The organism is Flaviflexus ciconiae (assembly GCF_003971195.1).
In the GTDB taxonomy this organism is placed as follows: Bacteria; Actinomycetota; Actinomycetes; order Actinomycetales; family Actinomycetaceae; genus Flaviflexus; species Flaviflexus ciconiae.
The window spans coordinates 13,253-34,274 of record NZ_CP034593.1; the positions used below are offsets into that span (position 1 = coordinate 13,253).

Consider the following 21,022-nt stretch of genomic DNA (forward strand, 5'->3'; position numbering starts at 1 on the left):
TGGTGGCCCGCTTCGTCGGGTGTACAGAAAACCAATCTAGCCGTCTGCTTGGTGATGGCAAGCCTGCGCGGATCCGCGGGGCCGATGTGTTCACTCGGGGAAACTGAGTTCCTGCTTGGAAAGAATATCCATGCTCGTCTCGTCGACGGGATCGGTGAACGACAGGCGTTGCGCCAAGAGTTCGATCCGGTCGGGGAAGCCCTCGCCCGGTCCGTAGAGAGTGTCTCCAAGAATCGCAAATCCGGCGCCTGCGGCATGCACTCTGATCTGATGGGTTTTTCCGGTTAGCGGCACAGCCTCGTATCGGCCCCGCGTGCCCGAAGAATCCTTATCCAGTAGACGGAACTTCGTGCGAGCGTTCGGTTCCCCCGGTACCTCAAGGGACTGCCCGCCTTGAGCCACCAGGCGGGAGGCTCGTTCCCGCGGCACATCGGCAACCGCACGCGCCAGGAACTCGTAAGTCTTGGACGCGGTCTCGTTCTCAAACATCTGCTGGTAGGTGCCGCGGTAGGCGGGATCCTTCACAAGGAGCATGACTCCCGAGGTGGCGCGATCGAGCCGGTGAGCGCACGTCACCTTATCTCCGAACTGTCTGCGTGCCTGGACAAGGACAGACCTGGCAACGAAAGAACCCTGCGGTGTTGACGAAATCCCGGCAGGCTTATCGACGGCAATAATCCGATCGTTTTCGAGGAGAACTGGAAGATCAATGTCGGCCTCGTCGGGAATCGGGCGGTGTATGTAAGCAGTCTCGTCATTCTCGTAACCGATGTCCCCAGCTCCTATTGCCGCCACAACATCGGCGCGGCTCACGGCGGCTCCCTTGCCGGCTAAAGCGATGAACACTTGCTCTGCAAGATCAGCACCGGGAGGAAGACGGAGCAGTGTGGGGGAGACCCCGCGCCGCGGGCTAGAGTCGGATATGCGTGGCATTTGTCAGTCCAGCGAACCGGTCATCGTTCGCCGTGAAGATGATGACCTGCCCGGCAGACGTATTGTTTTCGATTGCCGACACAACACGATGGAGTCTCCGGCGGTCCGAATAGCCGAGCGTGTCATCAAACATGACAGGAACCGCATCTTCATCGGACACGAGCTGAGCGGTGGCGAGCTTAATGAGAATCGACAGCTGTTCCTTCGCACCCGTTGAAAGCTGATCGAAAGGAATCAATACCCCATCCATAATCCGGTGGGTCACCGCCAGTTCCTCGTCAATATCAACGCCGAATGTGGGGTTCTGGTAGGTGGCACGGCCCAGTTCCTCCAGGGCATGCCGGAACGGTGCGATGTACTTGCGGTGCGCCGCCTGCTGGTGGCGGATCAATACCTCTTCGAGAAGTTTCGCCGATTCTGCCCTGGAAAGAAGCGACTCGAGCTCTTGTTCAGCACGTTGCATTTCACTCGTCGACGCGTCCAGCTTCTGCTGGATGCCGACCGTGTTCTTCGAATCAAGGACGGCCTTGTCCTGTCCGTACTGTCGCCTCACCTCATCGAGCCGCTGCTCGAGACCGGCAATGTGCTTCAGAGTGGACTCGTGGTCCTCGAGCAGGGCGTCGCCACCCGACTCTTCAAGCTTTTCCTTGGCGGCGTTGAGCTCGGCAATGTGCTGATCGAGGGCTTTCGAGGCCGATGCGAGTGTCTTATCAAGTTCCTCGTCGGAGTTGCGCTCGCGGGCCTCAGCAAGAGCAGTGACCGCGCGGGAGTGTGTGCCCCTCTGGTTCTCGACCCGCCCCTCGAGGGTGGCGAGTTGGTTGCGCGCTGTTTCTGCTTCTGCCTTCTTGGCTGACAGAACTGCCTCCGTGTCCGAAACCTGGCCTGAGAGTTCCTTTTCCTGTGCCGTGAGGGCATCAATGTCGCCCTCCTTCGCATCCCCCTGCTCCGCAACCCAGGTCTTCTGCGTCGCGAGATCGTCACGAATGTCGTCCGCGCTCTTTCCATCCAGAAGGTCCGTGCGTGACTCCTTGAGAGCGGCCAACTTGCGTTCCTGCTCTTCAAAGAAAACGCGAGCTGATCGGAGAGCCTTCACTGACTCTGCGCCATTGTCTGCCAGCAGGTACTTAAGCTCGTCCCGTTGCGCCTCAAGGCGCGAGAGCGCTTCGGCGGATGTGGCGTGCGGGGAGACAGTGAATCGAAGCTCCCCGGGCACTTCGACCGTGACATCGGTGAGAACGGGAATGTTGTGGGGGATTCCCCGAGCGATATGTCTTCACCGTCGAGGAGGACGTGGCGGTCGCCGGCGAGCGCCACCATGCTGATCTGAGCGGCACCGGCCTTAGCTACCGTCTCGGCGATCTCGATCTCTCGCTCAAGGTCGGTGACTTTCTCGACGGTTTTGGGGTCGATGGGGGACAGGCCGGCGGTTACTTGAGCGATCTCGCTGGTCAAGACCTCGTATTTGGTGAGCAATGCTTCCATCGCCTTGATGTCTTCGCGTGCCCGCTTACTCCGGTCAAAACGATTGGCCTGTGCGAGAAGGTCCGAAACAACCCTATGTTTCTCTCGCTCTTCCTTGGCGCGCGCCGCGAGGTCGCTGATTTCCTTTTCGAGGGGAGCCGCATCTTCCCTGGCCCTGTCGCGCTTTTCCTTGAGGGCGGCCAGTTCGTCCTCGGCCTCCTTGGCGGAAGCAATAAGAAGGCTGCGCGCATCGAGGCTTGCCTGTGCGGAATCGACATCCTTTTGTGCGGATGCGACGGTCTTCTCCGACTCCTTGATAGTTGCCTTGGCGGCGTGAGCGACGGTTACTTGCTCCTCAAGAGGGGCAAGCCGTTCATGCTCCAGCTTGAGGTCGCCTGTGCGCTGATTGATCTCCTCCTCGAGAGCAGTCAGTGCCGCAATGTCTGTTTCGAGAGCCTCGAGTGCAGACGTTGAATCGGTGACATCGTTCTGGGCCTCCTGGACTCGTTTCCGTGCGTCCTTGAGGAGCTTTCCTTCGGCTCGCCCCTTTGTGTAGAACTCGTCGACAATCTCGCTGACGCGGGTACGAACGGGAGTCGACGAGGTGTCGTCGATAACCTCTCCGGCCTGGACCGACAGTGCCTTCTGCAGTGAGGAAGAGGAACTGAGCGGGCTAACCTCGAGTGCGGTTGCCTGCATGAGCCGCGAAGCCTTCCACAGAGTTGTGTCCATGCCCTCCCACAGATCCGTGAGGACATTGTGGGCAGCATCCCCGGTCTCCGACTGGCCCCTGCGGGGACCCTCAAGGAATGTTAGTTCGGTGGTCTTGCTTTTCAGCCATCGCTTGAAATAGCGGACCTTGTGGGGGCCAACGGTGAAAACAGCCTCGACCTCGGGCCCCACGTCCTTACCCACGGGTTGGACGCTTCGGACCTTGCCATTGTTGGATGTGGCCTTGTGCTCGATGAGGTGGTCGAAGGCCTCGATCAGGCTCGTTTTCCCGGCCTCATTGAAGCCCGACACGATGGTAATGCCATCGCCGAACGTAACCTCTTGACTGTCGATACCGCGGAAGTTGCGGGCGGTTAGCGATTCGAGCCTCATGCCTGCACCCCAAAACGGTAGAGAAGTTTCAATGCCCCTGCCGCACTCGGATCATCGACTGCTCGCTCGCTCAGTTCATCGAATGCGTCCCGTGCAAAGCCTGACAGGTCGAGATTGTCGAGATCGAGAGCGTCCGGAACGACGGCAAGATCGGTGCCGCTCTTAGAAGCGTAAAGGGAGGCAAAGAGGTGTTGGTGGTCTTCGGTGACCTGATCGAGGGCCGCGGCTGCCGAGATCGAAAGTGTCCCTTTTAGCTTCGTCTTCACGATCGTTCTGTCCTTCGAAGGGATCCTCTCGAGATCCTCGGCAAACAGATCAACGTCTGCCGAGGAGTCGAGGGTGCGTTCGATCGTTGTGTGCAGCCAGGTACCAACCTCGTGCCGAACCGCGTTCACCCCGTCATCATCGATCGTGACGGAAAGGACGGTGCCCCGGGTTGTCTCTCGTTCGCTCGTTGTTTCGTGGGTTCCCGAATAGTTGATGGCGCCGGTTTCGTCGTCGAGCTTGCAGATGTGCCGGTCCCCGAGAGCCACGTAGTCAACGAGACCGGAACGGACTGCTTCCCTGAGCTTGTCGCTGTCGACATACTCGGTGGACAGATGGTCGGGATCGAGTTCGCGAAGCATGCCGTGGCCGACGAGGATTCGCGTGTTCTCGGTCGGTTCCAGCGTGGGCAGAATTCCGCACACGGGGTCCGTGCCCGGGTTCTTGCCCGTCCAGGGGACGGCCACAATCTCCACGCCAGGTATGGCGTCAAAGGGGCCGGGGCCATTAAGAACGGTGACGTTGTCGGGGATCATGCGCTGAGTATCTGGCGAAAGCCAGATGGAGCCGGGTCCGAGTGGATCGTGGTTGCCGGGAAGAAGGAAGATCGGAATATTCGTTTCCGACATGGCTTCAAAAGCGCGGCCAATATCCCGGGAGGAGAGATTGGCGTGTTCGAAGACATCGCCAGCCACAACGATGAACTGGGATTGCGTTGCCTTGGCAACATCCCCGATTGTTCTGATGGTGTGGACACGGTCTCCGGTGAAACGTGCCTGAGCTTCGTCGCTGAGGTAGTGCCGGACCATGCCAAGCTGCCAGTCGGAGCTGTGGATGAACGTGACGGGTGTCTTGGTCATGGCATTACCTTACGTAATGTTGCGGACAGAACTCGCCCGGGCCTTTCCCCGGTGGCGAATCCTGTTGCTTCCCTTCGTGCGCTCTCGACAGAATGGTGATCATGGATATTACGTACCGTGGCACGCCCGTCAGCACCGGAGGCAACCTTCCCGAGAAGGGTGCGAAGGCCCCGGACTTCACGCTCGTTGGAACTGAACTCAACGACATTACGCTAAAGGATTTTGAGGGCCGCCGCGTCATTCTCAACATCTTCCCGTCGATCGATACGGGAGTGTGTGCGACTGCCGCCCGCACGTTCAATAAGCTTGCGGATGATCTGCCGAACACGACGGTCGTCTGCGTTTCCCGCGACCTGCCCTTTGCGCTTAACCGCTTCTGCGCAACCGAGGGCATCAAGAACGTGGTCACCACCAGCGCATTCCGCTCGACATTTGGTGATGACTACGGCGTAACAATGGAGAATGGTCCGATCGCGTCCCTCCTTGCTCGCTCCGTCGTTGTTCTCGACACGGACGGCAGGGTTCTCTACACCGAGCTGGTTCCCGAAACTTCGCAGGAGCCCGACTATGAGGGCGCGAAGAACGCGATCGAATCCGCTTAACAATTGGTGGCGTAGGTTGGAAGAGGGGCGGGCGCCAGCGGTGCCTGCCCCTCTTCGAACCTGTGCGCAACTCCCGCAATCTGTGCGCAACTCGCGTCGTGCCACTTATGTAGCGGTTTTCCCGATAACGCACCATGCGGTGTCCAATAAAAGATGGACTGTAAACGTTTGCGTGAGGAGGGGCCCGGGACTTGGCTTCGTTCGGTGCTCACTCAGCTATTTGCTGTGAGCTGCTGATTGTTTGCTTGCTTCTGCCAGACGTTCGACTATCAAGATTTGCTCAGCCTTGCCGGGTATCGTTCGGCGTACATGTGAAACAGGAGGAACGATGAAGGTTTCGCTCGTGCTCGGATCCGGTGGTGCCCGCGGTTACGCACACATTGGGGTCATCGAAGAAATCAAACGGCGTGGTCACGAGATCGTGGCAATCTCGGGTACGTCCATGGGATCCTTGATCGGTGGTCTCGAGGCCGCGGGGAAGCTTGATGACTTTGCCGACTGGGCCACGAGCCTGACACATCTTGACGTATTCCGGCTCTACGATCCTGCCTTCTCTCAGCCCGGAGTTATTAAGGCCGACAAGATCTTCCAGATGGTCAACAGCTTTGTCGACAACGTACAAATCGAAGATCTGGAGATACCGTTTACCGCGGTCGCAACCGATATTGTCAACCACCGTGAGGTCTGGTTCCAGCGCGGTGACCTCGTCACCGCTATGCGAGCATCCTGTGCACTGCCCACCTTTATTGCCCCGATCATGGTGAACGGAAAGATCCTTGCCGACGGTGGGCTCGTTAACCCGGTTCCGGTTGAGCCAACCTCGGCGATCCCCTCGGATGTCACCATCTCGGTTTCTCTCAGCGGACGCCCAAACACGATTCTTTCTACCTCTGCCGTTAACGACGAGCACAGCGAGAAGTACGAAGAAGACGATGGGCTCAAGCTCGCTGCTAGGCTTCGTCGCGGGGTTGCTGGCCTTATGGACGCGAACATCTTCCGGCGGGACGATAAGGAATCCGAAGGGGCCGACTCGGCAAGCTCCGAGCCCTCAGAAGGCGCGGGGCTACTCAGCGAGGAGATGTTCGGGGACGAAACGAAGGCACAGCTGGCTGAGACAGAAAGTGCCACACAAGTAACGGGGGAGGGACCTGCGGGGCCCCTCGACGCGTGGAACGAGGTCGGGAAGCTACCCGCGAACCTCAATACGATGGGGGTGGTGAACATGGCGCTGGAGACCATGCAGTCCATGATTGAGCGCTACCGGGCAGCCGCAAATCCCGTCAACGTCAAGATCGATGTTCCATCCGCCGTGTGCGGCACCCTCGACTTCCACAAGGCGTCTGAAGTTATCGAGACGGGTCGCCAGCTCGCCATCGACGCCTTTGACGACATGGGCCTCTGACAACGGGCACCGAAGGTCGGAAACTGTTTTAGGGGGAATCATTGCACCGCTTAGCGACGAAGCGGCAGCTCTGAGTGACGAAGCTGTGGCGCTGAGAGACGGAGCTGTTGGCGTTAGAGAAGCAGAAGCGACAGCGCCATAACCGCCATGCCAGAAACCAGTGAGTACATGGCCACGTGGTGCTTTCCGAACTCTTCGGCCGAAGGCAGGAGCTCGTCCAGGGAAATGAAGATCATGATGCCCGCGACCGCGGCGAACGACATTCCCATTAGGGTGTCCGATACAAAGGTGGACAGGACGAGGTAGCCGACCAGAGCGCCGAGAGGCTCTGCGAGACCCGAGGCGGCGGACAGCCAGAAAGCCTTCTTCCTGCTTCCCGTTGCGTAATAAATGGGAGCGGACACGGCTATGCCCTCGGGAATGTTGTGCAGGGCGATTGCAACGGCAATGGGAATGGCAATCTCGGGATCTTGAAGGGCGGAAAGGAATGTTGCGAAGCCTTCGGGGAAGTTGTGAATCGCGATAGCAATAGCGGTGAAGACTCCCATCCGCATGAGCTTTGCCCGATGCTCCGGCTCAATCTCGGACGAGACATTGCCGAGTTCGTGCGGGTTTGCTTCCGTCGGCACGAATCTGTCGATGACGGCAATGAGTCCGATTCCGCCAAAGAAACCGAGAACCGTTACCCATGGCCCCCACGTCTCACCGAGATCGGAGACGAGGGCCTCCTGTGCCTTTGGGAAGATCTCGATCATCGACACGTAGATCATGACGCCAGCCGAGAAGCCGAGCATCGCGGCCAGGAAGGCGGGGGACTGTTCCTTCTTCAGGAACGCAATGAGAGAGCCGATAGCGGTGGCTAAGCCTGCGGCAAGCGTGATGCCGAAGGCAAACAGCACATCACCAGATTCCATACGCACCTCCTGGGCTGATTCCACGATAAAGTTTCGGTCTTCCGAAATTCTAGGACTTTCGTAGTGTTTCCGTGCGTATTTCGTGCCTGCTGCCAGTGGAGTTCCCTACATCCGGGGGTTCGCGGGCCCGACGGTCCGCTTCACGATAGTCTGGAACCGTGCTCAGTATTTATGGACCAGGTGGAGTCGGCGGCGTCCTCGCGGCAGTCGTTCGACATGCAGGAATCGATGTGGAGATCGTCGCAACCGAGAGAACTGCGGCGACGATCAATGAGGTGGGACTGAACCTCGAATCGGCCCAGTACGGAAGCATCCAGGTGGATGTTCCCGCGCGAACGGAGCCCACACCCGGATCCGCCATCATTGTCGCCACAAAGGCGTACTCGCTACCCGAGATAGCCCAGAACATTGAAGAATCGGCGCCGAGCGAGATCGTCTCCCTCTGCAACGGGGTATCCCACGCCGAGCGGATCCACGACCTTGGTGCTTCCCGCGCCACCTGCGGTGCCATTCGCATCGTCTCCGAACGAACCAGCCCGGGCGTTTTCCTCCACCACTCGAAATTCACCATGATCGATGTCGAGGAAGCGGCGCGGGGATGGGAGATCCCCGAAACCCTCGAGAGGGCCGGACTTACTGTTCGGGTCGGTGGCACGGAAGCAGAAGTGCTCTGGAACAAGCTACGTTTCCTCGCGCCCATGGCACTCCTCACCGCCTCGACCGGCAAGTCGCTCGGCCCTGCAATGGTGCAATCAGAACCCCTCATCGAAGAAGTCGCTCAGATTGCCACGGCCTCCGGTCTTGAGACCGCCCCGGACGACATATACAACTTCCTGAATAAGATCGATCCCGACTCGGACTCATCGCTCGGGCGTGATGTCACAGCAGGGAACCCCACAGAGATTGACGCACTCGGACACGACCTCGTGCGCACCGCTGAACGCGCGGGCATTGACACGCCCGCGCTCGCGGCGGCGATTCAGGCTATCGAGAGTCGGCTCGCATGATCATTAGACCGGCAATCCGCGCTGACCTCGATGCGGTCGCAAGCAATTTAGGAACCGTTTTTGCCGCAGATCCGTCACTTGGTTGGGTCCTGCGGAAAGCGGACGATCCGGAGAGCCTGCTTGCGGACTTCTATCGCCTCATCATCGATTCGGCTTTCGAGCGAGGGATCATCGACGTCGCTGAAGACGAGGGGGATTTCCTGGGCTCCGCGGTGTGGACGGCCCCCGGCCAGGAAGTTCCCGCCAGCGTGCTTCGCAAGGCTCTCCCGTTGGTCCGACGTTTGGGTAAGGCCGCGCCAACCCTGCTCCGGTATCTGAGGGCCTACTCGGCCGTGAAAATTCCATTCCCCGCCTGGCACCTCGAAGTCATTGCCGTTACCGAGCGGGCCCGAGGAAGGGGAGTGGGCTCGGCTCTGTTGGATGCTGGGCTGGAACGATGCGGAGACGAGGCTGCCCGCCTTGAGGCAACATCGACCCGCGCGGCAAAACTCTATGCCTCCCGAGGCTTTGTGCCTCTTGGAGAGGTTAAGACCCCAGCGCCGGTCCCCGAGATCATCATGTGGAAGCCGTCCTCAACCCTGCTTGCGTAGACTCGGCGTTAAAGCCGAAGCCGTGCCGACTATGTCGAGGCTAAACCGGCCCAGCCTTGCAAAGAATCGAAGGGGAGTCACGGAGCGGCACTCCGGTTTGATTATTTCCTTTTAGGTAAAAGATGACCGGCACGGAATAATCCGTGCCGGTCAGTGCTCACGTGGAGCTAGAAGGTGAGGAAGATCAGGCCTGCTTGATGGCCGAGATCTCGAACTCGAGGGTGATCTTCTCGGAAACGAGGAGGCCACCGGTAGCCAGCGGGACGTCGAAGTCGATGTTCCAGTCCTTGCGGTTCACAACGACGGAGCCCTCAAGGCCAACGCGCTCGTTGCCGAACGGGTCCTGTGCTGCGCCCATGAAGTCGAAGTCAACGGTAACGGACCTGGTGATGCCCTTGATGGTGAGGTCACCGGTAACGGTCAGGGTCTCGCCCGAAGCAACAACGTTGGTCGAGTCGAAGGTGATCGTCTTAAAGTTCTCGGTGTCGAAGAAGTCGGCGGTCTGCATGTGACCATCGCGGTCAGCGTTGCCGGAGTTAACCGAAGCAGCCTGGATAACGATGTTGATCTTGGCGTCCTGGAGGTTCTCGCCGGTCGAAGCGGTGCCCTCGAACTCTGCGAAGCGACCGCGGACCTTCGTGACCATCGCGTGACGGGCAACGAAGCCAATCTGGGTGTGGGTGGTGTCGAGGGTGTAGGTGCCGTTCAGCTCGTTGAGGTTAGCCATTGTTTCTTCCTTTGGTTGTCTTATTCAAGATCGCGGGCGGCTATTTGCCGCTCTGAAAAATAGTCTGACACATGTTGGTTGAAGTTTCAACCATTCAAACTTGAAATGTTGAGTGATGGTGGTCACGAGTGCCGTAGGCGGGTTTTCGCCGTTCCGAATAGTCCGTTTCGCTGTCCGTGGAGTTAACGCCCTTCAGCGGGCGGGAGGGAAGTCTGGGTTGAGGTCGCCGGGCTGCTTGATGATGGTCCTTGATCCGTCGGTGCCGGTCCGTGAGCGGCGCAGGTAGAGGACGGGGCGCTGCCAGTGATTGAGGGGAGGAATGCGCTGGAGGGTGGAGTCGGAGAACGCATTCTGCACCATCCGGCCCTGCCGTGTTCGGGGGAGCGGGTGGATGCTCCGGTACGGTTGTGGGCATGAATGCAGTGACACATAGCGAGGATTTCGCATCCTTTATATCCGCCAGTCCTTCTTCCTTCCATGCGGCCCGCGAAGTGGCGGCGCGCCTGGAGGAGGCGGGCTTCCACCGTCAGGAAGAAGAGGAACCCTGGGATGCCAGCAGGGGTGGCCACGTCATGGTTCGCGACGGCGCGGTCATGGTCTGGTGGGTGCCCGAAGAGGTCAAGGAGGTCCGGTTCTCTATCGTCGGTGTCCACACCGATTCCCCGACCTTTAAGGTGAAGCCCAATCCGCAGGCAGATGTCGAGGGCTACGGCCAGGTCAATGCCGAGACCTATGGCGGGCTTCTCGGTAACTCCTGGCTGAACAGAGACCTGGGACTGGCTGGTCGGGTGTTCACCGAATCCGGTGAGCACCTAGTGAAGACCGACCCAATCATGGTGATTCCGCAGCTTGCCATTCACCTCGATCGTTCCGCTCGCGAGGGCGTCACCCTCAATTCGCAGAACCACCTGCACCCGATCTTCTCCGTGTCCGGAGGTTCGCTCGTAGACATCCTGAAGACCGATGCTGGCACTGACGAGGACATTGTGGGCTTCGACCTCGTTGCGTACGACTCGCAAGGCCCCGCAAGGATCGGCCCGGATCGCGAATTCTTTGCGTCGGGCCGGCAGGACAACCTGCTGTCCGTGCACGCGGCGCTTGCGGCCATGGAGAAGGTCTCGGCAACGACCGGGTCGGTCGCGGTACTTGCCGCCTTTGATCATGAGGAGATTGGTTCCCGGACCAACACCGGTGCCGCTGGTCCGATACTCGAAACCGTTCTCCGCCGCACGGCTGGAGCGCTTGGGCTCTCGACCGAGGATGAGGTGCAAAGGGCCTTTGCTCGATCCGCCTGCCTGAGTGCTGACTGCGGTCATGCTGTCCACCCGAACTACGGCGAGAAGCACGATCCTTCCCACCGTCCTGTTCTTGGTCAGGGACCGCTTCTCAAGCACAACGCGAACCAGGCATACATGACGGACGGCTGGGGTACCGCACTGTGGAACCGCGTCTGCCACCACGCGGGAATTGCGTCGCAGGACTTTGTTTCCCGCAATGACGTGCCCTGCGGCTCCACCATTGGCCCGCTGACGGCAACGCGCCTCGGTATCCGCACCATCGATGTTGGCGCACCGCTACTCTCGATGCACTCGGCTCGCGAGCTCAGTCATATCGATGACGTTTACGCGATGTCGCAGGCAATCGCATCCTTCTGGGAGATCGCATAGCGGTTCACTCGTAATAGATAGAGGAGGGGAGTCGGAATGTTTCCGGCTCCCCTTTCCTCCCGTCGGCCCACGTTCACGCGGCGCCCGGTGCGCCCGTTGTTCCTGTTAGGGGCCGCCTCCCTCCGCAGAATGTGCGGATGTAGCGCTCCTCCTGCGTGTTGCGTCGATCTGCCTGCTCGGCCGGGCGCGTAAGAAACCGACCGGCGCCCTATCCGTGTCTGGGGTGGCGCGCCGGGTGTTGTATCAAGTCAGAGTGTCGCGCGTACGTTGCTGGTCCGGCTAGTGAGATTTGGTGAAGGAGGATGGTCACATGTGTCCTGCTATCACACCATTAACGCCGCTCTGATGACGGTGAAATGTTCGACTCGTCCATTTTTAGTGCCGATGATCGAATGTAACAAACTGATAAATTCTGCTTGATCTGCGGACAATGAGTTCGACATCACGAAGTGCTTATGTATACTTCAGTGACTTATACCAGGCGAGGTTCAGCCTTGTTTGTTAAGCCAACCCGTCGCCCTCGGGACCAACCGGGACTGGGAGCGGCGAGCAAATCACTTAATTCTGAACAAAGGTGACACTGTGAAGCGTAGAAAGACATACTCGCTTGTCGCTGCGTCGGCGGCTGTAGCATTGGTGCTCAGCGCTTGTACGTCAGGTGGCGACGAAGAAGAGACAACCACTTCGGGGGATGACACAACCACGTCCGAAGATGAAGGTACCGGTGAAGGTACTGACGAAGGTACCGACGAGGGCTCCGGCCCCGGCGGCACCGTAGCCTTCACCACTGGTGCAGACGAGTACGCCGGCTACAACGGTGTTCTCGACTCCACCTACTCGACCGGCAACTCGGTCATTAACGACCGCCTTGGCGTTGGCTTCGGCTACTTCAACGCAACCGGCGAGTGGCAGAACGGCACGGACCTTGGTTCGTACGAGATGATCTCGGAAGAGCCGCTGACCGTTGAGTACACCATCAACGAAGAGGCCGTTTACCAGGGTGGTACCTCCATCACCTGTGAGGACTACTACATGGACTGGGTTTCCCAGAACCCGCAGTGGATCCTTGATGCTCAGGCAGAAGCTGGCAACACCAACGACGCTGGCGAGGGTACCCCGCTGTTCGAGCACGTCTCTGGCCCCGCCTCCTACGCACTCGCAGTTCCGGCTGGTCCCGAGTGTGAGCCCGGCGATCAGTCGTTCACCATTGAGTACAACGCTCCGAACCCGGACTGGGAGCTCGTTGTTTCCGGCGCCCTTCCCTCGCACGTCATGGCTGAGAAGGTCGGCCTGAGCAAGGAAGAGCTCTTCCAGGCATTCAAGGATGAGGACTTCGAGGTTGCCCAGCAGGTAGCTGAGGAGTGGAACAACTGGTACTCCGAGACCCCGGGCGAACTGCCCCCCATCGAAGAGACCCCCTCGTACGGCCCCTTCACCTACATGGAAGATGGCTGGCAGCCCGGCGAGTACATCACGCTCGTTCCGAACCCGGACTGGTGGGGCGAAGCCCCCGGCGTTGAGGAATTCATCTTCCGCTTCATCGCACCCGAGGGCCAGAACCAGGCTCTCCAGAACGAAGACGTTAACGTCATCGAGCCCCAGGCCAACCAGGACGCGCTTGACGCACTTGAGGCCATGGACAACGTGACCGTCCTTTCCGGATCGACCCTGATCTGGGAGCACATTGACTACAACTGGGCAGAGGGCTCCGTCTTCTCTGATGCCAACGGCGGCCTTGAGCTTCGCCAGGCATTCGCCTACTGCGTCCCCCGTCAGGACATCGTTGACCGTCTCGTGAAGCCCCTCGATGAGGACACGATCGTCATGAACGCTCGCGAGTACTTCCCGACCGACGAGGACTATGACGCAGTCGTTGAGGCTGCTTACGACGGCTCGTACGACGAGGTCAACATCGAGCGCGCTCAGGAGCTCGTCGCCGAGTCTGGCGTCGAGAACCCGACCGTCCGCCTCGGCTACTCCGCACCGAACCAGCGTCGCGCTGACACGGTTGCTCTCATCCAGTCCTCCTGTGCAGAAGCAGGCATCACGGTTGAAGACATCGGCGCGTCCGACTTCTTCGCACCGGGCGGCGGCCTCGACACCGGTAACTACGATGCAGCCCTCTTCGCATGGTCCGGCTCCGGCCAGGTCGTCTCGGGCCGTAACATCTACCACACCGATGGTCAGCAGAACTGGCACGGCTGGTCCAACGAGACCGTCGACGCCGAGTGGGACAAGATCCTTGGATCGCTCGACCCCGAGGTCTGGCTCGAGTCCAAGACCATCATTGAGGAAGAGCTCTGGAACGACCTCTTCGGTCTCCCGCTCTACGCTCACCCGGGTATTGCAGCACACACCACTGGCCTGCAGAACGTTGAGCGCAACGTCACTCAGTCCGGCGTCGTGTGGAACGCTGAAGAGTGGACCTGGTAGGAATCTAATCACTACCGAACCCAACTGATAGGCCGCGTAGCGGCGGGCCTGGTGGATCACCAGACCCCCGCCGCTACGCGGCTTTCCACATGGGAACAATCACCCGAGGCGGTGAGGGGTGCACCAAATACGATTTCGCAATCGGTAAACGTGCACTTAGAATGCCTAACGTGTGCTCTGAGGCCACCCATCTCAACGTACTTGGCACGGGCGGGCTAGCTGCCGAAAAGCTATAGGGACACACCTTCCAGAAAGAAGTACGAGACGTGTTCAAATTTGTCTTAAAAAGAATCGGCATATCCCTGATGATTCTTTTTTTCGCATCGGTCCTGGTGTACGGGCTTGTTGTCCACTCGGGCGACCCCCTCGCGGATCTGCGTGAATCGAATGATCAGAACCGCGAAAACCGAATGGCTCAACGCACCGCGCAGATGCGACTCGATGAGCCATGGGTAGTACGCTACGGCGACTGGTTACGCGGAATAGCCGGTTGTCTCCGACTGCAGTGTGACTTCGGCGAGAACAGGAGCGGCCAGAGCGTTAACGACTTGCTCGCCCTCGCCGCCGGTTCAACCATTCGTCTTGTCCTCCTCGCGACAATTCTCGGCATTGTCGTCGGTATTTTCCTTGGCCTCATGGCCGCGATCCGCCAGTACTCCGGTTTCGACTACTCGGTTACCGCGATCGCCTTTATCTTCTACTCGCTGCCCTCGTTCGTGTTCGCAGTTCTCCTCAAGGAATTCGGTGCGATCCGCTTCAATGACTGGTTGGGCGCGCCAACATTCAACATAATCTTTGTCATTCTCGTCGGCTTGATATTCGCTTTGTTCTGTCAGGCGATTGTTGCCGGCACCCCCAAGAAGCGACTGCTGGTCGGTGGCGTATCGTTTGCTGCCGCCGTTGTCATCCTCCTTGTTGTTGATGCAACCAACTGGATTCGTGAACCAATCTCGGGCCTGTGGATGCCGATCGTCATGGCTATTGCGGCATCGGTGCTGTTTATTAGCCTCCTCGCCAACTTCGGCAACAAGCGGGCAGTCCTCTCCGTCGGCGGTTCGGCTGCCGCGATGCTTATCCTCGTCATCGTTTTCCAGGGACAGCTGGAAGACCCCACCTGGTCGCTACTCGGTGGTCTTCTTATCGCAGGCATCGTTCTCGCGGTCGCTATTTCCCAGGTCTTCGGTGGTTACGCCAAGCGCTCCATTACGTGGGCAAGTATTTGGACCGTCGTTTCGATCGGCTTTGCCGTTGTCGTCGACTTCCTTTGCCGTCACTGGTCCGATTACATCGACATGCGCGGACGCCCGATCTCCACGATCGGCTCCGAGTCCCCGAACTTCCGCGGCGCCGATGACTTCTGGCTCCAGCTCATGGACACCTCAACGCACCTCATCCTCCCGACGCTGTCGCTGACACTCATGTCGATCGCGTCCTACACGAGGTACACCCGTTCCTCGATGCTTGAGGTACTCGGCCAGGACTACGTCCGCACCGCACGTGCGAAGGGCCTTCCGGAGCACACGGTTATGTCCAGGCACGCTTTCCGTAACGCGCTTCTTCCCGTGACCACGATCGTCGCTTTCGACTTCGCAGGGCTTATCGGTGGCGCCGTTATTACGGAGAAGGTCTTCGGCTGGAAGGGCATGGGTGAGCTGTTCGAAACGGCTCTGAAGCAGGTTGACCCTGATCCCGTCATGGCTTTCTTCCTCGTGACCGGCGGTATTGCTGTCCTCATGAACATGTTCGCCGACCTTCTGTACGCGTACATCGACCCCAGGATCAGAAGGTGAGTCGCGTGATGCAGTATTCGAAAATTCTCAGGAGTGACTCGTAATGGAAAACACTGATCCTAAGGCCCACATGGCCGCAGTGGGCGACTTTAATGCGGCAGAGCTCGACGATGAGGTCTTGGACTCGACAACAAACAAATCCTACTCGCAGGGCCAGCTCGTCCTGCGCCGCTTCCTTCGCCACCGCGCTGCGATGATCTCGCTGTTCATCTTCCTCTTCATCGTCGTCATGGCGTTCACCTCGATCGGCTTCGGGCCCGTCCCCGGCTGGTGGAAGTACGACTACACCTCGACGCACGACATCGTTAATGGAGGCGCCCCGACGCTTGGCTGGTTCACCGTTGGTGAGCACCCGTTCGGCCAGGACAACGTCGGTAAGGACTACTTCGCGCTCATCATGCGCGGAACCCAGCGCTCGATCATTATCGCGTTCATCGTCGGTATCGTATCGACCCTCATCGGCACCCTGATCGGTGCTCTCTCGGGTTACCTGCGCGGCTGGGTCGAGTCCGTTCTCATGCGCCTCACTGACCTCTTCATCGTTATCCCGCTGCTCCTCCTCGCAGCTGTCGTTGGTCAGCTTGCCAGCGAGAGGCTCAACGGTGGTATCGTGATGCTCGCGTTACTTCTCGGCTTCCTGTCATGGACAGGTCTCGCCCGTCTTGTTCGAGGCGAAGTGCTTTCGCTACGAGAACGAGAATTCGTGTATGCGGCGCAGGCGCTTGGCGCCTCCACGCCCCGCATCATCATCAAGCACATCCTCCCGAACTGCCTCGGTACGATCATCGTCTCCGCGACGCTCGCTATCTCCGCAGCAATTCTTCTTGAGACCTCGCTGTCGTTCCTCGGGTTCGGCGTCCGCGCCCCTGACACGTCGCTTGGCCTGCTGATCTCCCAGTACCAGCAGAAGTTCTCAACGCAGCCGTGGCTGTTCTACTGGCCGGCTGGCCTGATCCTCGCCATCGCGCTCAGCGTGAACTTCATTGGTGACGGTCTGCGTGACGCCTTCGACCCCCGCCAGAAGGGCAAGGCAAAGAAGATTAAGTCAAAGAAAGCTGAGGCGAAGGCATGATCTTCGGTAAGAAGAAGTCCGACAAGGACACCGAGCAGGTAAACCGTGCCGGGTCGACCGAGATCGTCAAGGTTCACGAGAAGACGGACACCCCGGTTCTTTCGTTCGGCGATCTTGACGTCCAGTTCGCCACCGAGTTTGGTCGTGTCCACGCCGTCCGCGGTGTCGACATTGATATCCATCCGGGCGAAGTGGTGGCACTCGTTGGTGAGTCCGGTTCCGGTAAGTCCGTGACCTCCATGTCCGCACTGGGCCTCCTGCCCGGCAACGCAAAGGTGGAGGGCGAGATCTCGGTAGCGGGACACAAGGTCCGCAGCATGTCGAGCAGGGGATGGCGTCGCCTCCGCGGCACTGACATCGCCATGGTGTTCCAGGAGCCCATGACTGCCCTGAACCCCGTTCTCACGGTCGGCAGGCAAATCACGGAGGCCCTTGAGCTTCACGAGATTGCCTTCGGTAGCGCCGCTGAGGCACGTGCCGTTGAGCTACTCCGCATGGTTGGTATCGACAACCCGGAAGAGCGAGTGGAACAGTACCCGCACGAGATGTCGGGCGGTCAGCGCCAGCGCGTTGTTATCGCTATTGCGATCTCCTGTAACCCCGCAGTCATCGTTGCCGACGAGCCGACCACGGCTCTCGACGTGACCGTCCAGGCCGATATCCTCGACCTGCTGCGTTCGCTCAAGGACAAGCTCAACACCGGCATTCTCCTCATCACCCACTCCATGGGCGTTGTGGCTGACATGGCGGACCGCGTGCACGTCATGTTCCGCGGCAACATCGTCGAGTCCGGCTCGGTGACCGAGGTTCTTAACAGCCCGAAGCACCCCTACACGCAGCGTCTCCTGACCGCGGTCCCGCACCTTGGACAGGGCCGTCAGCAGTTCGGACTGAAGGAGCTCGACCGGAAGGCATTCGACTCCGCGAAGACGGTCCTCGAGGTCAACGACCTCGTTGTCGAATACGACGTGTGGGGCAAGGAGCCCTTCCGCGCCGTCGACAATGTGTCCTTCGACGTCGCCGAACGCGAGATCGTCGGCCTCGTTGGTGAGTCCGGCTCAGGTAAGTCCACGATCGGTAAGACGATCCTCGGACTTCAGCCGGCCGCCGAAGGCGAGATCAAACTGTTCGGTGAGCCGATGCTCGGTCGTTCCAAGCAGGAGCAGCAGGCGGTACGCAAGTCCGTCGGCGTGGTCTTCCAGGATCCCGCCGCCTCGCTCAACCCCAGGTTCCCGGTCGGTGACTGTATCGCCGAACCCTACGTTGTGCATAAGGAAGGTTCGAAGAAGGAACAGCAGAAGCGCGTCTATGAGCTCCTGGATGCTGTCCAGCTACCCGCATCAACCTTCAACAGGTTCCCGCACGAGCTTTCTGGTGGTCAGCGCCAGCGCGTCTGTATCGCTCGCGCTCTTGCGCTGAACCCGACCCTGCTGATTGCGGATGAGCCGACCTCGGCTCTTGACGTCTCGGTCCAGGCAACGGTCCTTCGCATGCTAGCTGAGCTTCAGGACGAGTTCGGCTTTGCCTGCCTCTTCATCTCCCACGACCTCGCAGTCGTTGACCTCATGGCCAACCGCGTTGTCGTCCTCCAGAACGGTGAAGTTGTCGAGCAGGGTCTCTGCGCCGACGTGCTCCACAACCCCAAGGAGGAGTACACGAAGCGCCTTATCGCCGCGGCCCCGGTTCCGGAGCCTGTCGAGCAGAAGCGTCGCCGCGAAGAACGCCACGCACTCCTGCGCGAGTTCGGTGAAGACATCTCCGAGCTGAGGATCTAAACGCCCAAGCGGATATCAATCAAAGAGGGAGGGAGCAGTCCAAAACTGCTCCCTCCCTCTCCTTATGTCCTTCTGCTCACGGCACCGTCATCGTTTGCGTCCGGAAAGCTACCCCGCGTGCCTGGGCATTGGCCCCACGTAGCTAACTTCCTGCATTCTCATCTCCGTGCCTCACTGCCTACCCGCCGGCCACGCTGACTGAGCGGCCTCGCATGCGATCGATACTGGTTCTTTGGTCCCGCGGCCGGAAGCTATGAGTGGTACTTAGCCGTTGACGGTTCCGGTGAGTCCGAGGGCGATGAGGGAGGCGCCGATGAGGAGAATGGCAACGCGGATGGGCTGAATGGTTTTTGTTCGGGGTGCGTAGGTAGCGTCCCGTGCAAACTCTTTTGCCATCCGGTTGATTCGGCCTGGGTTTAGTTCCGAGCTTTATAGCAGAATAGGAACACTATGCCCAGAAAGTATGACCCCGAACTGAAGCAGCGTGCGGTGCGGATGGTTTCCGAGGCACTTCCCGATCACCCCACTCGCACAGCCGCGGTCCGTCATGTCGCGGACCTGCTCGGGGTAGGCGCAGAGGCCCTGCGAACCTGGCACCGGCAGGCCGAAGTCGACCAAGGTAAAAGGCCCGGCGTGACGACCGACTTAGTCGCAGAGAATAAACGACTGGAGCGTGAGAACGCTGAGCTGCGCAAGGCTAACGAGGTGCTTAAAGCTGCGAGTATATTTTTCGCGAAGGAACTCGACCGGCCACGGACGAAATGATCGCTTTCATCGATACTTATCGTGATCGTTTCGGAGTTGAGTTCCTCTGCGCCACGCTTCGTGGAGCAGTCCGTGGATTTATCACCTCTCGTGGATACCGTGCCGCGAAGAGCCGGCCCCCGTCAGCCCGTCAGCTGAAAGACGAGCTGCTGATCCCAGAAATCCAGCGCCTGCACGAAGAGCATTACAGCGTCTACGGACGACGCAAGATGCATGCGCTCCTGAAACGACAGGGCTGGGACATCGGCCGCGATCAGACCCACAGGCTCATGAAACTCGCCGACGTTGAAGGTGTTCGCAGGTCGAAGAAGGCTTTCACCACGATCCCTGATTCCGGCTTAGCGCTGCCCGGGGACCTGGTGGAGCGCCGGTTTGTTGCTGACCGACCTAACCAATTGTGGGTCTGCGACATCACCTATGTCGCCACCTGGTCCGGGTTCGCCTACGTCTCTTTCATCATCGACGTCTTCGCTCGTCGTATCGCCGGCTGGAATGTTGCCTCGACATTGAAAGCTGACGTGCTGCCACTGCAAGCTTTGGAGATGGCTGCCTGGCAAAACGGCGGTGACCTTGATGGAGTGATCCATCATAGCGATCACGGCTCGAACTACATGTCCCTGGTCTACACGAGCAGGGTCAATGAACTCGGCGCTAAGCCCTCTACCGGGACCGTCGGCGATAGTTTTGACAACGCGATGGCTGAATCGGTTAATGCTCTCTACAAGGCCGAACTGATTCGTCAGCGCGGGCCGTGGAAGACCGTGGAAGAAGTTGAGCTGGCAACCTTGGAATACGTGTGGTGGTGGAACAACAAACGCCTCCACGGTGAACTTGGCTACCGCAGCCCGCTCGAGGTCGAGGACGCCTACTACACTGAACAAGAATCCCGCCTGACACCAGTCCGGTGACAGGAAAAACGGCCGGAACTAAACCCAGGCCGAATCAGGTTGATGAGTGAAGAAGCTTCCTTCTGGGAAGCGGTGTGGTTGTACTGCCCGGATTCATGAATGCGAATGTACTTCTCCTGCTTTTGGGTCTTAGCGAGAGGCGAGGAGGGGCTGAGCTGTTCGCGGCCCTTCGCGATACCACCGGTACCGGGGTAGGAGCTCACAGCATCCGAGTGACCGCCCTCGGACATGATGTACATGCCGTACCGCATGTCGAGCTGGTCGTAGTCCTTCCAGGAGACCGAGCGATCAAAGAACCAATTCGCGGCCGTGATCCCGTCCCGGGTCAGCAGGACGTGGGGCTGGTAGAAAAACACGTAGGCAACGAGAATCCCACCGAGCGCGAAGATCAGCGGGGGAAAGAATCCCTCCGAGTACGGGTCAAGGTACAGCGAGACAACGATAAAAAGGAAGAAAAAGAGAAGCAGTACCAGCTTCGTGTACTGTCCCGTTGACCGCAGCCTGTAAATCGGTTCGTTCATGCCCTCTATTCTGTCAGGTTCTGCGCGCCCGCTTGAACGGGGGAGTGCCACTGCTTTGATCACCTGTCGGTAGGTACCTGGAACGCGTTGGCAGGTGAATGGTGAGATAGCTGATAGGTGAACGAGTTGAGTCCTGCAAGCGTCGATTGCGGAACTGTTGGTGGCTCGCTCATGCCCGCCGTGGCGGGCGTTGAAAGCCACCAAGTTGATGAAAGGAAGCGGCCGAA

The 21,022-nt window shown here is 59.3% G+C and carries 19 protein-coding genes; 10 read left to right on the plus strand and 9 right to left on the minus strand.

Annotated features, from left to right (window positions below):
* Positions 1-90 precede the first annotated feature (90 nt).
* From EJ997_RS00055 to EJ997_RS00070, 4 genes are all read right to left on the minus strand, one after another.
* Complete coding sequence (locus EJ997_RS00055) at positions 91-813, minus strand: pseudouridine synthase (RefSeq protein WP_164719644.1); 723 nt, start codon at positions 811-813, stop codon at positions 91-93.
* Positions 814-910: 97 nt separating this feature from the next.
* Positions 911-2,026, minus strand: a complete 1,116-nt coding sequence (locus tag EJ997_RS00060; protein WP_126702762.1) for an ATP-binding protein — start codon at positions 2,024-2,026, stop codon at positions 911-913.
* On the minus strand, positions 2,023-3,498 hold the full coding sequence (locus EJ997_RS00065) for an AAA family ATPase (RefSeq protein WP_126702763.1): 1,476 nt from the start codon (positions 3,496-3,498) through the stop codon (positions 2,023-2,025). The genes EJ997_RS00060 and EJ997_RS00065 overlap by 4 nt, the downstream gene beginning before the upstream one ends.
* Complete coding sequence (locus tag EJ997_RS00070) at positions 3,495-4,622, minus strand: metallophosphoesterase family protein (RefSeq protein ID WP_126702764.1); 1,128 nt, start codon at positions 4,620-4,622, stop codon at positions 3,495-3,497. Before EJ997_RS00070 ends, EJ997_RS00065 begins: the two co-directional genes overlap by 4 nt.
* A gap of 101 nt (positions 4,623-4,723) precedes the next feature.
* On the opposite strand from EJ997_RS00070, the gene tpx reads away from it, so the two are divergent.
* Together tpx and EJ997_RS00080 are read left to right on the plus strand one after the other, a co-directional pair.
* Positions 4,724-5,224: a thiol peroxidase gene (gene tpx, locus EJ997_RS00075; RefSeq protein ID WP_407644335.1), complete on the plus strand. Its 501-nt coding sequence runs from the start codon at positions 4,724-4,726 to the stop codon at positions 5,222-5,224.
* Positions 5,225-5,552: 328 nt separating this feature from the next.
* Positions 5,553-6,626, plus strand: a complete 1,074-nt coding sequence (locus EJ997_RS00080; protein WP_126702765.1) for a patatin-like phospholipase family protein — start codon at positions 5,553-5,555, stop codon at positions 6,624-6,626.
* A gap of 113 nt (positions 6,627-6,739) precedes the next feature.
* On the opposite strand, the gene zupT is transcribed toward EJ997_RS00080, so the two are convergent.
* Positions 6,740-7,540, minus strand: coding sequence for a zinc transporter ZupT (gene zupT, locus EJ997_RS00085; RefSeq protein ID WP_126702766.1), 801 nt, complete (start codon positions 7,538-7,540; stop codon positions 6,740-6,742).
* A gap of 158 nt (positions 7,541-7,698) precedes the next feature.
* Here zupT and EJ997_RS00090 point away from each other — a divergent pair, with 158 nt between their 5' ends.
* Entirely contained in the window at positions 7,699-8,547 is an 849-nt protein-coding gene (locus tag EJ997_RS00090) for a ketopantoate reductase family protein (protein ID WP_126702767.1), read from the plus strand.
* A complete protein-coding gene (locus EJ997_RS00095; protein WP_126702768.1) occupies positions 8,544-9,137 on the plus strand; it encodes a GNAT family N-acetyltransferase in 594 nt (197 codons plus the stop codon). The genes EJ997_RS00090 and EJ997_RS00095 overlap by 4 nt, the downstream gene beginning before the upstream one ends.
* Positions 9,138-9,321: 184 nt before the next feature.
* Here EJ997_RS00095 and EJ997_RS00100 read toward each other — a convergent pair whose 3' ends face one another.
* Together EJ997_RS00100 and EJ997_RS12790 are read right to left on the minus strand one after the other, a co-directional pair.
* Positions 9,322-9,864 (minus strand): YceI family protein, encoded by a 543-nt coding sequence (locus EJ997_RS00100; protein ID WP_126702769.1) that lies wholly within the window; start codon positions 9,862-9,864, stop codon positions 9,322-9,324.
* Between the two features lie 192 nt (positions 9,865-10,056).
* Positions 10,057-10,224, minus strand: coding sequence for a hypothetical protein (locus EJ997_RS12790; RefSeq protein WP_164719647.1), 168 nt, complete (start codon positions 10,222-10,224; stop codon positions 10,057-10,059).
* A 53-nt stretch (positions 10,225-10,277) separates the two neighbouring features.
* On the opposite strand from EJ997_RS12790, the gene EJ997_RS00105 reads away from it, so the two are divergent.
* The 5 genes from EJ997_RS00105 to EJ997_RS00125 all read left to right on the plus strand — a co-directional run bounded on the left by EJ997_RS00105 (position 10,278) and on the right by EJ997_RS00125 (position 18,601).
* Positions 10,278-11,531 (plus strand): M18 family aminopeptidase, encoded by a 1,254-nt coding sequence (locus EJ997_RS00105; protein WP_126702770.1) that lies wholly within the window; start codon positions 10,278-10,280, stop codon positions 11,529-11,531.
* A 582-nt stretch (positions 11,532-12,113) separates the two neighbouring features.
* Positions 12,114-13,964, plus strand: a complete 1,851-nt coding sequence (locus EJ997_RS00110; RefSeq protein WP_126702771.1) for an ABC transporter substrate-binding protein — start codon at positions 12,114-12,116, stop codon at positions 13,962-13,964.
* Positions 13,965-14,269: 305 nt separating this feature from the next.
* On the plus strand, positions 14,270-15,754 hold the full coding sequence (locus EJ997_RS00115; RefSeq protein WP_228201516.1) for an ABC transporter permease: 1,485 nt from the start codon (positions 14,270-14,272) through the stop codon (positions 15,752-15,754).
* A 43-nt stretch (positions 15,755-15,797) separates the two neighbouring features.
* A complete protein-coding gene (locus EJ997_RS00120) occupies positions 15,798-16,826 on the plus strand; it encodes an ABC transporter permease (RefSeq protein ID WP_126702773.1) in 1,029 nt (342 codons plus the stop codon).
* A complete protein-coding gene (locus EJ997_RS00125; RefSeq protein WP_126702774.1) occupies positions 16,823-18,601 on the plus strand; it encodes an ABC transporter ATP-binding protein in 1,779 nt (592 codons plus the stop codon). Before EJ997_RS00120 ends, EJ997_RS00125 begins: the two co-directional genes overlap by 4 nt.
* Positions 18,602-18,865: 264 nt before the next feature.
* On the opposite strand, the gene EJ997_RS13665 is transcribed toward EJ997_RS00125, so the two are convergent.
* Entirely contained in the window at positions 18,866-18,997 is a 132-nt protein-coding gene (locus EJ997_RS13665) for a hypothetical protein (protein ID WP_265936832.1), read from the minus strand.
* 54 nt (positions 18,998-19,051) lie between these two features.
* On the opposite strand from EJ997_RS13665, the gene EJ997_RS00130 reads away from it, so the two are divergent.
* Positions 19,052-20,274 (plus strand): IS3 family transposase gene (locus EJ997_RS00130; RefSeq protein WP_126702775.1). Its coding sequence is split into 2 segments (ribosomal slippage): positions 19,052-19,337 and positions 19,337-20,274, totalling 1,224 coding nucleotides; the frame shifts between segments, so codons are not numbered across the junction.
* On the opposite strand, the gene EJ997_RS00135 is transcribed toward EJ997_RS00130, so the two are convergent.
* Entirely contained in the window at positions 20,235-20,795 is a 561-nt protein-coding gene (locus tag EJ997_RS00135; RefSeq protein ID WP_126702776.1) for a PH domain-containing protein, read from the minus strand. The genes EJ997_RS00130 and EJ997_RS00135 overlap by 40 nt on opposite strands.
* Positions 20,796-21,022 lie beyond the last annotated feature (227 nt).

Excerpts from the sequence above, each read along its gene's own strand:
- EJ997_RS00105 (WP_126702770.1), top strand. The coding sequence starts at position 10,278 with ATGAATGCAGTGACACATAGCGAGGATTTCGCATCCTTTATATCCGCC.
- EJ997_RS00065 (WP_126702763.1), bottom strand. The coding sequence starts at position 3,498 with ATGAGGCTCGAATCGCTAACCGCCCGCAACTTCCGCGGTATCGACAGT.
- zupT (WP_126702766.1), bottom strand. The coding sequence starts at position 7,540 with ATGGAATCTGGTGATGTGCTGTTTGCCTTCGGCATCACGCTTGCCGCA.
- EJ997_RS00070 (WP_126702764.1), bottom strand. The coding sequence starts at position 4,622 with ATGACCAAGACACCCGTCACGTTCATCCACAGCTCCGACTGGCAGCTT.
- EJ997_RS00125 (WP_126702774.1), top strand. The coding sequence starts at position 16,823 with ATGATCTTCGGTAAGAAGAAGTCCGACAAGGACACCGAGCAGGTAAAC.
- EJ997_RS00135 (WP_126702776.1), bottom strand. The coding sequence starts at position 20,795 with ATGAACGAACCGATTTACAGGCTGCGGTCAACGGGACAGTACACGAAG.
- EJ997_RS13665 (WP_265936832.1), bottom strand. The coding sequence starts at position 18,997 with ATGGCAAAAGAGTTTGCACGGGACGCTACCTACGCACCCCGAACAAAA.
- EJ997_RS00095 (WP_126702768.1), top strand. The coding sequence starts at position 8,544 with ATGATCATTAGACCGGCAATCCGCGCTGACCTCGATGCGGTCGCAAGC.
- tpx (WP_407644335.1), top strand. The coding sequence starts at position 4,724 with ATGGATATTACGTACCGTGGCACGCCCGTCAGCACCGGAGGCAACCTT.
- EJ997_RS00080 (WP_126702765.1), top strand. The coding sequence starts at position 5,553 with ATGAAGGTTTCGCTCGTGCTCGGATCCGGTGGTGCCCGCGGTTACGCA.
- EJ997_RS00115 (WP_228201516.1), top strand. The coding sequence starts at position 14,270 with ATGATTCTTTTTTTCGCATCGGTCCTGGTGTACGGGCTTGTTGTCCAC.
- EJ997_RS12790 (WP_164719647.1), bottom strand. The coding sequence starts at position 10,224 with ATGGTGCAGAATGCGTTCTCCGACTCCACCCTCCAGCGCATTCCTCCC.
- EJ997_RS00100 (WP_126702769.1), bottom strand. The coding sequence starts at position 9,864 with ATGGCTAACCTCAACGAGCTGAACGGCACCTACACCCTCGACACCACC.
- EJ997_RS00120 (WP_126702773.1), top strand. The coding sequence starts at position 15,798 with ATGGAAAACACTGATCCTAAGGCCCACATGGCCGCAGTGGGCGACTTT.